10 protein-coding genes are annotated in these 10121 nt (G+C 74.0%); 8 read left to right on the top strand and 2 right to left on the bottom strand.

Annotated elements, in window-relative coordinates:
* Nucleotides 1–886 (bottom strand): recombinase RecA (recA, locus tag RIF68_RS15445; RefSeq protein ID WP_309051821.1); only part of this gene is annotated, 886 nt, incomplete at its 3' end.
* 305 nt (nt 887–1191) lie between these two features.
* On the opposite strand from recA, the gene RIF68_RS15440 reads away from it, so the two are divergent.
* The 4 genes from RIF68_RS15440 to RIF68_RS15425 all read left to right on the top strand — a co-directional run bounded on the left by RIF68_RS15440 (nt 1192) and on the right by RIF68_RS15425 (nt 4997).
* Complete coding sequence (locus tag RIF68_RS15440; protein WP_309051820.1) at nt 1192–2148, top strand: ankyrin repeat domain-containing protein; 957 nt, start codon at nt 1192–1194, stop codon at nt 2146–2148.
* A 173-nt stretch (nt 2149–2321) separates the two neighbouring features.
* Nucleotides 2322–2600: a polyprenyl synthetase gene (locus RIF68_RS15435; RefSeq protein ID WP_309051819.1), complete on the top strand. Its 279-nt coding sequence runs from the start codon at nt 2322–2324 to the stop codon at nt 2598–2600.
* A complete protein-coding gene (locus tag RIF68_RS15430; protein WP_309051818.1) occupies nt 2590–3666 on the top strand; it encodes a polyprenyl synthetase family protein in 1077 nt (358 codons plus the stop codon). The genes RIF68_RS15435 and RIF68_RS15430 overlap by 11 nt, the downstream gene beginning before the upstream one ends.
* Nucleotides 3667–3836: 170 nt before the next feature.
* Nucleotides 3837–4997, top strand: a complete 1161-nt coding sequence (locus RIF68_RS15425) for an oxygenase MpaB family protein (protein ID WP_309051817.1) — start codon at nt 3837–3839, stop codon at nt 4995–4997.
* 113 nt (nt 4998–5110) lie between these two features.
* Here RIF68_RS15425 and RIF68_RS15420 read toward each other — a convergent pair whose 3' ends face one another.
* Nucleotides 5111–5917 carry an SGNH/GDSL hydrolase family protein gene (locus tag RIF68_RS15420; protein ID WP_309051816.1) on the bottom strand — a complete coding sequence of 269 codons (807 nt, stop codon included), beginning with the start codon at nt 5915–5917 and terminating at the stop codon, nt 5111–5113.
* Between the two features lie 61 nt (nt 5918–5978).
* Between RIF68_RS15420 and RIF68_RS15415 the strand changes: the two genes are divergently transcribed.
* The 4 genes from RIF68_RS15415 to RIF68_RS15400 all read left to right on the top strand — a co-directional run.
* The gene (locus RIF68_RS15415) at nt 5979–7229 is read left to right on the top strand and encodes a sensor histidine kinase (RefSeq protein WP_309051815.1); all 1251 of its coding nucleotides are present in this window, start codon (nt 5979–5981) and stop codon (nt 7227–7229) included.
* Nucleotides 7226–7894: a response regulator transcription factor gene (locus tag RIF68_RS15410; protein WP_309051814.1), complete on the top strand. Its 669-nt coding sequence runs from the start codon at nt 7226–7228 to the stop codon at nt 7892–7894. Before RIF68_RS15415 ends, RIF68_RS15410 begins: the two co-directional genes overlap by 4 nt.
* Nucleotides 7895–8036: 142 nt before the next feature.
* On the top strand, nt 8037–9329 hold the full coding sequence (locus tag RIF68_RS15405; RefSeq protein WP_309051813.1) for a cytochrome ubiquinol oxidase subunit I: 1293 nt from the start codon (nt 8037–8039) through the stop codon (nt 9327–9329).
* Nucleotides 9330–9390: 61 nt separating this feature from the next.
* A partial coding sequence (locus RIF68_RS15400) for a cytochrome d ubiquinol oxidase subunit II (RefSeq protein WP_309051812.1) occupies nt 9391–10121 on the top strand: 731 nt, incomplete at its 3' end.

Below are 10121 nucleotides of genomic sequence, written 5' to 3'. Positions count from 1 at the left end.
CGCCCTCGTACGTGTACCAGGCGCCGGCCTTGCGGACGAAGCCGTGCTCCACGCCCATGTCGATCAGGCCGCCCTCGCGGCTGATGCCCTGGCCGTAGAGGATGTCGAACTCGGCCTGCTTGAAGGGGGGCGCGACCTTGTTCTTGACGACCTTGCAGCGGGTGCGGTTGCCGACCGCCTCGGTGCCGTCCTTCAGGGTCTCGATGCGCCGGATGTCGATGCGCACGGAGGCGTAGAACTTCAGGGCGCGACCACCGGTCGTGGTCTCCGGCGAGCCGAACATCACGCCGATCTTCTCGCGGAGCTGGTTGATGAAGATCGCGGTGGTCTTGGACTGGTTGAGCGCGCTGGTGATCTTCCGGAGCGCCTGACTCATCAGGCGGGCCTGGAGACCGACGTGCGAGTCGCCCATCTCGCCCTCGATCTCCGCGCGCGGGACGAGCGCGGCGACGGAGTCGATGACGATCAGGTCGAGCGCGCCGGAGCGCACCAGCATGTCGACGATCTCGAGCGCCTGCTCACCGTTGTCCGGCTGGGACAGGATGAGGTTGTCGATGTCGACGCCCAGCTTGCGGGCGTACTCGGGGTCGAGGGCGTGCTCGGCGTCCACGAAGGCGACCTGGCCGCCGGCCTTCTGCGCGTTGGCCACGGCGTGCAGGGTCAGGGTCGTCTTACCGGAGGACTCGGGGCCGTAGATCTCCACGACACGGCCGCGCGGCAGGCCGCCGACGCCGAGGGCGACGTCGAGGGCGGTCGATCCGGTGGGGATCACCTCGATCGGCTCCTGGGTCCGGTCACCCATGCGCATCACGGCGCCCTTGCCGAATTGGCGTTCAATCTGTGCGAGCGCGGCGTCGAGCGCCTTCTCGCGGTCGGTTCCTGCCATGGGTTCCACCCGGTTTGCTTGAGTCGATCGCTTCATGTGAAAGACGCTAACCCCTGCCACTGACAATGGGCCCCGGCGTCCCCTCCGGCCTGTGGACAACTCGGCGGCGAGCCCGTGATTCCAGGGGCCGGACCCTCATGAGAAAGCATGTTCGATTTTAGTGTCAAGCGCGCCACGCAGGGTCCGGGCGGAACGGCGCGCCCCTCCCCACCCCGGCCGTCACCGCCGCCGAACCGCGTCACGGGGCCGTTGTCCGACCCGTGTGCGAGCGTGGGTGCGACGCGGACGACATCACAGGGGGAACGGTGACCGGAGACAGTGGCGGCTGGGCCGGGATGGGCTGGGACTGGACGGATGCCGAAGGCATCCGCCGTCGTCTCGACGCGGGTGCGGACCCGGAGCGGTGGCCCGGGGGCCGCCCGCTGCACCGGGCCGCGCTGTACGGGTCCCCGGAGGTCGTGGCCGAGCTGGCCGCCCGCGTGGCGGACGTGGACGCCCTGGAGAACGGCGTGACGGCCCTGTGGGAGGCCGTCATGTCCAGGAGACCGGAGAACGCGCGCGTCCTCGCCGCCGCCGGGGCCGACCCCTGGCGCGAGTCGATCGGCGGCTGGTCGCCGGGCCGGCTGAGCCTGGCCGGGCCGACGCCGGACCTTTTCCCGGCGCCGGAGGGGATACGTCTGACCGGCGCCGAGCGGGCGGCCGCGGAGGAGGCCCGGCGGCTCACCGCGGCCCTGGGCGTCTTCCCCGTCGACGGGACGGGCCTCGCCTGCGTGGCCGGGATCGACGCGGAGGAAGCCGTGCGCCGTCTCGACGGGCGGCCCGTGGACGACGACTTCGTCGACGAGCTGAGGGAGGACCCGTACGCGTACGACATGGACGAGACCCTGAGGATCGTCGGCGTGACGTCCGTGCCGGGCGGCTGCGTCGTCACCCAGCCCTGGGGGTACGCGCCGCAGATGCCGGGCGTGCTGACCCGGCTGTCCGCCGGAACGGTCTGCTACGGCCTCTACGCCAACCCCAAGAGCGGCAACCAGGGCGGCATCGCCCGCGACGGCAGGATGGAAGGCGGCGACCTGCACCCCGGCGGAGGACCGGACGTGCACGACAGCCCCTCCGAAGTGCTGGCCTCGTACCTCTACCGGCACGAACCCGTGGCCTACTCCTGTGCCCGCACAGGATTGCGTCCGACCGACAGGCGCGCCGTGGTCGGCCCCGCCGACGTCTGGATCGAACTCCCGCGCGCCGGCCTCCGGAGCCGTTGACACGGCGGGCCTCCCGGTCCGACGGCGCCGGAACCCCCGCGCTCACCCACCCGTACGGCCGAACGGCGAGATCACCCGATCGTGAGTTCCGCCGCGTTCTCCCCCCGCCCCGCGCGATGCTCTGAGGCGGCGGCGCGACCGGTGCCGCCCCGACATGCGGGACGGAAGGCGACATGCGAGAAGCGGGACGGCGCGGTCCGGACGAGCAGGCCGTGCTGGTGGCGGCCGGGCTGGCCCATCTGGCGGTGAGCGCCCTGGGCACGGCTCTGGGGACCGTACGGGGGCTGCTGCGCCGCTCGGACGCCACGGAGCTGGCGGCGCAGGCCGAGCAGGACCTCGCCGCGCGCGGACGACTCGTGCTCGACCGGTACGCCGCGGCGCCGCCGCCCCACCTGGAGGTGCTGGCCCGGCACGCCCTGGCCGCCCGGGAGCGGACCGGCGATGACGTCTGACCGGTGGGAGCCGGCCGCGTTCAAGGCCCGCGTGGACAAGGTCCTGCGCCGGTTCGTCGCCGAGGAGGCCGACCGGTTCGCCGAGATCGACCCGGCCCTCGCGCCGGTCGCCGCCCAGCTGGAGGCCGCCGTCGCGGACGGCAAGCGGCTGCGGGCGGCGTTCTGTTATTGGGGCTGGCGCGCGGCCGGCCAGCCGGACAGCGACGCGCTGGTACGGGCGGCGGCGTCCATGGAGCTGGTGCACGCCGCCGCCGTCGTCCACGACGACCTGATCGACGACAGCGCCCTGCGGCACGGGCGGCCCACCGTCCACGTCGCCCTGCGCGGAGCCGTACGGAACCGTCCCCCGGACGACCTCCGCGGCGGCGCCGGCACCGACGCCGCCGCGCGGTCGCTCGCGATGCTCGTGGGCGACCTGCTGATGGCGCTGGCCGGGCAGCTGTTCGCCACCTGCGGTCTGCCCGCCGCCTATCTGGGCCGCGCCCGCCCGCTGTGGACCGTGATGGCCCGGGAGCTCATCGCGGGCGAGTGCCTGGAGATCCTCCGTACCGGAGCCGTCCACGACACGGAGATGTCGCTGAAGGTGATCCGCTACAAGACCGCCAAATACACCGTCGAACAGCCCCTGCTGATCGGGGGCGCCCTCGCCGGGGCCGGCGCGCGGCTCCGCGAGGGCTACTCGGCGTACGGGCTGCCGCTCGGCGAGGCCTTCCAGCTGCGCGACGACCTGCTCGGCCTGTTCGGCGACCCGGCCGTGACCGGGAAGGCCGGCACCGACGACGTCCGGGGCCACCGGCCCACGGCCCTTCTCGCGGAGACCTGGCGCCTCGCCGGCGACGAGGACCGGGAGCGGCTGCGCGCCCTCCTCGGCCGGCATCCGGACGGGGAGGCGCTGGAGACCGTCCGCGGGGTGATGCGACGGCTGAAGTCGCCCGACCGGGTGGAGGACATGATCGGCGCCCGGGTCGAGGAGGCGCTCGGCGCCCTCCACGACCTGGTGCTGCCCGCGCGTGCCGCCACCGCCCTGACCGCCCTGGCCCGCTCCGTGGCGGTCCGCCTGGCCTGACCCCGCGCCGACCCCTGCCGGCCCGCGCCCGGACGATCCCGCCGCCCCGGACGACTCCCCGGCCCCGCCACCCCTCCCGTACCGCCGCACCCGCCCCGCACATCCGCACCGCCGGCCCATCCCGTCCCGCACCACGTGCCGGTCCCGTTCCAGACGAGGAGCCCCCTTCCGTGACCTACACCGAGGCGTCGATGGCCGCCCTGCGCCAGGCCGGTGACGAACTCGCCGACGCGACCGTCGCCGCACTCTTCGAGAGCGGCCAGGTGGGCACGTTCAACACCCTCATGCGGTACGTCTCCACCGCGGGCGCGCCCCTCCCCGAGGGGCTGCCCGACGTCGCGCGGGAGTACCTGGAAGCCACCCGCACCCCGCCGACCTGGGTCGACTGGGCGGAGATGGAGAGGGCGCGGCTGTTCTTCATCGACAACAACGTGCACATCTCCACGGCCCTCTCCTTCGCCGCCATGCCCGCCTGTTACGTCGTCCCGCACGTGGCGAAGCTGCTCTCGGCGGCGCACGGCCTGAACTACCCCTCCAAGCGGATGGCGGAGACGGGCCAGTTCACCGTCTACCTGATGCAGCCGGACGCCTTCGAGGCCGGCAGCCGTTTCATCCCGGCCGCCCAGAAGGTCCGTCTCCTGCACGCCTCCATCCGCCATCACCTCCTGCGGGAGAACCGGTGGGACACCGCCGCGCTCGGCACGCCGATCTGCCAGGAGGACATGCTCGGCGGGCAGATGTTCTTCTCGATGCTGGTCCTGGACAGCCTCCACCGCCTCGGCATCCACATGTCGACGGAGGGGGCGCGGGCCTACTACTACGCGTGGCGGGTGGTCGGCGCGATGCTCGGCGTCGACCAGGACGCCGTCCCCAAGACCCTCGAGGAGGCGCGGCAGTTCCTCGACCTGTACATGATCCGGCACATGGGCCCCTCCGAGGAGGGCGTGCGGCTGACCCGCCAGCTGATCGACCTGTACGAGGAGGTCGTGCCCGGCACCTTCTTCGACCCGATCGTCTCGGCCCTGATCCGTCACCTCGTCGGCGACACCTGCGCGGACTGGCTCGACGTGCCGCGCACCCGCTGGGACACCCTCGTCAAGGCGGTGCCGCACCTCCTCGGCGTCCTGGAGACCGTCGAGGACCGCTTCCCGCTCGGTGCCTGGGCCCTGGACCGCCTCGGCCACCTCACCACGGTCTTCGAGCTGTCCTCCCTGACCCGTGGCCGCGTCATGCACTACGCCATCCCCGAGGAACTGAGGAAGGACTACGACGTCCCGGGCACCGTGCCCCCCACCCACCGGTGGACCCCGCCGCCGACGACCGTCCCCTGACCCGCGGGCCCACCGGAGACCAGGGCCGCCAGGGCGCGGGCGAGGTCCCGCACCTCCAGATCGGGGTGGTGGACGCCGTCGCGGACGACAACGCCCCCGCGTCTCCCCTCCGTTCAGCCCCCGGTCACCGGGAGCGGTTCCGGTCGCTTGGCGTGGCGGTCGTCGCCGGAGGACCGGCCGCGCAGGCGGCGGCCGAGCCAGGGGCCCAGGAAGGTGCCCGTCCACCGCAGTTCGGCGCCGAGGGCGGCGAGGGGGGAGGGCAGCGGGGCCGGCGGCGGTGGCAGCGGGTGCGTCCAGGAGTCGTCGCTGCCGGGCAGGCCGAGGGCGTGGGCGACGGCCGCCGCGATGCGGGCGTGGCCGAGCGGGGAGGCGTGCAGCCGGTCGGGGCTCCACAGCCGCGGATCGGTGACGACGGGAGGGCCGGCCGTCTCCGCGACGACGACGCCGTGCCGGTCGGCGGCCTGCCGGATGCGCGCGTTGAGGGCCTGGACGCGGGGGCCGAGCGGCCGGGCGAGGGGCATCAGCCTGCCGACGTCGGGGAAGGTGAGCGTCGCCACGCGGGCGCCGTGCGCGGTCAGTTCGGCGAACATCGCCTCCAGATGGCCGGCCACCTCGTCCGCGTCGAACCGGGGCCGCATCAGGTCGTTGACGCCGGCGACGACGGTCGCGAGGTCCGGCCGCAGGGCGAGGGCGGGGCCGAGCTGCCCGGCGCGCACCTGGCCGGCGAGCCGGCCCCGTACGGCCAGGTTGGCGTACCGCAGGTCCGGGTTCCGCCGGGCCAGCAGTTCGGCGAGCCGGTCCGCCCAGCCGCGCAGGCCGAGGGTGTCGTCGCCGTCCCCCACGCCTTCCGTCTGACTGTCGCCCAGTGCGACGTAGCGCCCGTAGGCTCCCGACCCACTATCACCTTCGCACCTATTCACCTTTTTGAATATACCGGGGAGCGGCGGGCCCCGTCTCCCCCCGCCGCCTATCCTTCGACGCATGCCCCTCCCCCTGCGCGCCGCCGGCGGCCACCGCCTCCCGCCGCGGGCCGCCGATGCCCTCGTGGCGGGCCTCGTCCTCCTGGTCGTGGCGGTCTGGACGCTGGTCGGCGCACGGAGCGCGGGCGAACCGCCGCTGCGTACGGCCCTCGGCTGGGCACTGCTCGTGGCGGCCTGCGGGATGCTGTACCTCCGGCGCCTGCGGCCCGTCGCCGTGGCCGCCGCGACGCTCCTCGCCTGCGTGGTCTACTACCCGCTGACCGCGCAGGACGGGCCGCTCATGATCAGCTTCGCGGTCGCGCTGTACACGACGGCCGCCGAGGGCAGGTTCGCCGCCGCCGTCGCGCTCGCCGCCGTCACCCTCCTCGCGGTCGGCGTCGGCGAGATCCGCCAGCAGCCCGGCCACCGGCAGATCGACGACACCTCGCTCGCCATGCTGGCCGGCTGGCTGATCAGCCTGGTCGCGGTGGGCCGCGCCCAGCGCACCCGGCTGGCCTATCTGCACGAGGTGGAGCAGCGGGTCCTGGCGGCCGAGCGGGAGCAGGAGGCGCGCGCCCGGCAGAGCGCCACCGAGGAGCGGCTGCGGATCGCCCGCGAACTGCACGACGTCCTCGGCCACACCGTCTCCCTCATCAACGTCCAGTCGGGCGCGGCCCTGCACCGGCTCGCCAAGGGGCCCGCGCCCGAGACCGCCCTCGCCACCGCCACGGAGGCCCTGGAGGCGGTGAAGGCCACCAGCAAGGACGCGCTGCGCGAGCTCCGCGCCACCCTCGGGGTGCTGCGCCGGGCCGACGAGTCCACTCCGACCGCCCCCGCCTCCGGCCTCGCCCTCCTGGACGACCTGGCCGAGCGGGCCCGCGCCACGGGCCTCGACGTCCGTACGGAGGCCGTCGGCACACCCGTACCGCTGCCGCCGCCCGTCGACCTGGCCGCGTACCGGATCGTGCAGGAGTCCCTGACGAACGTCACCCGGCACGCGGACGCCCGTACGGTGACGGTCACCGTGGAATGGGGCGCCGAGTCGGTGCGGCTCCGGATCCGGGACGACGGGGAGGGCGCGCCCGAGGGCCGGCCACTGGGCAGCGGCATCCGGGGCATGACGGAGCGGGCGCGGGCGTTCGGGGGAGAGCTCACCGCCCGTACCGTGCCCGGCGGCGGCTTCCTGGTGGACGCCCGGCTGCCGTTCCGCCCGCCCGCCGGGACCCCCGTCGCCCCACCGCCCGTCCCCGCCTCCGAGGAGGACCCCCGATGATCCGTGTCGTGCTCGCCGACGACCAGACCCTGGTCCGGGCCGGGTTCCGGTCGATCCTCTCCGGCGAGGAGGACATCGAGGTGGTCGGCGAGGCGGGGGACGGCGAGCAGGCCGTCGCGCTCGCCCGGGAACGACGACCGGACGTCGTCCTCATGGACATCCGGATGCCGGTGCTCGACGGCTTGGCGGCGACCGGCCGCATCACCTCGGACGAGGACCTCGCGGAGGTCCGGGTGGTCGTCCTGACGACCTTCGACGCGGACGACCACGTGTACGGGGCGCTGCGCGCCGGCGCCTCCGGCTTCCTCGTCAAGGACACCGAACCGATGGAACTGCTGCACGCGGTACGGGTGGTCGCGCGCGGCGACGCGCTGATCGCCCCGGCCGTGACCCGTCGGCTGATCGCCGAGTTCGCCGGGCGGATCGGCCGGCGGCCCGATCCCGCCCCCCGCCTGAACGCCCTCACCGAGCGCGAACGCGAGGTGCTCGGCCTGGTGGGCGCGGGGCTGTCCAACGACGAGATCGCCGGCCGGCTGGTGCTGTCGCCCGCGACCGCGAAGACCCATGTGAGCCGCATCATGACGAAGCTGGGCGTCCGCGACCGCGCCCAGCTGGTCATCCTCGCGTACGAGTCGGGGATGATCACACCGGGCTGGCTGGCCTGACCACCGGGTCCGCCGCCGCTCCCGAGCCTCCCGCCCACAACTCAGGGGGTACGCCGGTCCGGCCGGACGCAACTCCTGGTGTACGCCGGGTGTCCACCCCGGGCCGACGCGCCGGCCCGGCCCGTGCGCCGACGCTGACGGTGTGCATCAGGACGTACTCGATCTCGCGCGGCTGCAGTTCGCCCTCACCGCCGGCGGACACTTCCTCTTCGTCGCCCTCACCCTGGGACTCGCGACCGTCGTCGCCGTGCTCCAGACGAAGGCGACGCTCGGCGGCACACCGCTGGACGCCCGGATGGTCCGCTTCTGGGGTCAGCTGTACGTGATCAACTACGCGGTCGGGATCGTCACCGGGCTCGTCATGGAGTTCCAGTTCGGCATGGCGTGGAGCGGCCTCACCCACGAGGCGGGCAACGTTCTCGGCGCCTCGCTCGCCGTCGAGACCATCGTGGCCTTCTTCGTGGAGTCGACCTTCCTCGGCCTGTGGATCTTCGGCTGGCACCGGCTCAACCGCTGGGCCCATCTGGCCGCGATCTGGGTCGTCGTCCTCACCGCGTACCTGTCCGCGTACTGGATCCTCGTCTCCAACGGCTTCCTCAACCATCCGGTGGGGTACGCCTCCGAGGGCGGCGAGCTCGTCCTCGACGACCCGGTCGCGGTCCTGACGAACCCCTCCGCGCTCCTCGCCTTCGGCCACGTCCTCGCCGGCGCGCTGCTCACGGCCGGGTTCTTCATGGCCGGGGTGAGCGCGTACCACCTCTTCCGGCGCAGCCCGGAGTGGCGGTTCTTCGGGCGGAGCCTGCGGATCGGGGTGTTCCTGTCGGCGCCGGCGCTGCTGGTGACCGCCGCCTTCGGAGGGCTCCAGTTCGCGAGCCTCGCCACCTTCCAGCCGATGAAGTCGGCGGTGTTCGGCGCGCGGACCGCCGAGATCGCCCGGCTTCAGGCGGAGCTGTCGGCGCGCTTCGGGCCGGGCGACTACGTGCCCTCGGAGGCGTGGACCCGGGGCGGCGGTCTGCTCATGCTGGTCAGCTTCGCCCTGATGATGTACCTGTGCTTCGCCGGGGTCGTCCTGGCCTGCTTCCGGAAGACCGTTTTCCGGTTCCGGCTCTGGCACGTCGTCCTGATGGCGGCCGTCCCGCTGCCCTATCTGGCGATGACCGCCGGGTGGGTCTTCCGGGAGTCGGGCCGGCAGCCCTGGGTCGTGTACGGCCTCCTGAGGACCGAGGACGCGGTCTCCGACCTCTCCCCCGGGACCATGCGCCTCTCGCTCACCGTCTTCACCACCTTGTTCGTCCTGCTCGCCCTGCTCAACGCCTGGCTGCTCGCCCGGCACGCCCGGCGCGGCCCCGCCGACACCGTCGGACTCGGGCGGCGGGAGACGCCGGCCGCCGGGGTTCCGGATCCCGCCGACGCGCTGCCCGCGCCGCGCTACTGAGCGGACGCCTGCCCGCTGCCCGCCCCTGCCCCTGCCCCTGCCCACCGAGGAGCCCAGCCCCGTGGACATCCTGGCCGTCATCCTGCTCGGCTTCTTCGCCGCCGGCTGGTTCGTGCTCGCGGGCGCGGACCTCGGCACCGGCATGCTCACCCCCTGGCTCGGCCGGGACGACGGCGAACGGCGCCTCGTCCTCGCCTCCTTCGCCCCCTTCTTCCTCGGCAACGAGGTCTGGCTGGTGGCCACCGCCGGGGTCCTCGTGGGTTGCTTCCCCGCGCTCGAAGGGGAGCTGATGAGCGCTCAGTTCCCCGTGTTCGTCGCGCTCCTCACCGGCTGGGTGGTCCGGGACGCGGGGCTCTGGTCACGCGGCCGGGGCCCGGGGCCGCGCTGGCGCGCGGGCTGCGACACCGCGGTGACCTGCGGCAGCTGGACCGTCGCCCTGTCCTGGGGCTGGCTGCTCGCGGCCCTGCTGACCGGCAGGCCGTACGCCCCCGCCACGGGCCCCACGGCCGCCCTGACCGCTCTCGCCGTCGCCGCCCTGTTCGCCGCCCACGGGCTGGGGTTCGCCGCGCTCCGGCTGACCGGGCCGCCGTACGAGCGGGCCCGCGGGCTCGTCGGACGGGCGGGGCGCCCGTGGCAGTCCTTCGCCCTGACCGCCGTCCTGATGGCCGGGCTGCCGCTCGTGGCGGGAACCGCCCTGCCGCTGGCCGGGCAGGCCGCCTCCCCGGCGACGCTCGCCCTGCTCGTGCCCGCCCTGCTGGTCGTGACCCCGCTCCTCGTGGCCGTCCAGGCGTG

It is taken from the genome of Streptomyces sp. (genome assembly GCF_031178505.1).
Classification (GTDB): Bacteria; Actinomycetota; Actinomycetes; order Streptomycetales; family Streptomycetaceae; genus Streptomyces; species Streptomyces gulbargensis.
This window is presented reverse-complemented; position numbering and strand designations above follow the sequence as displayed.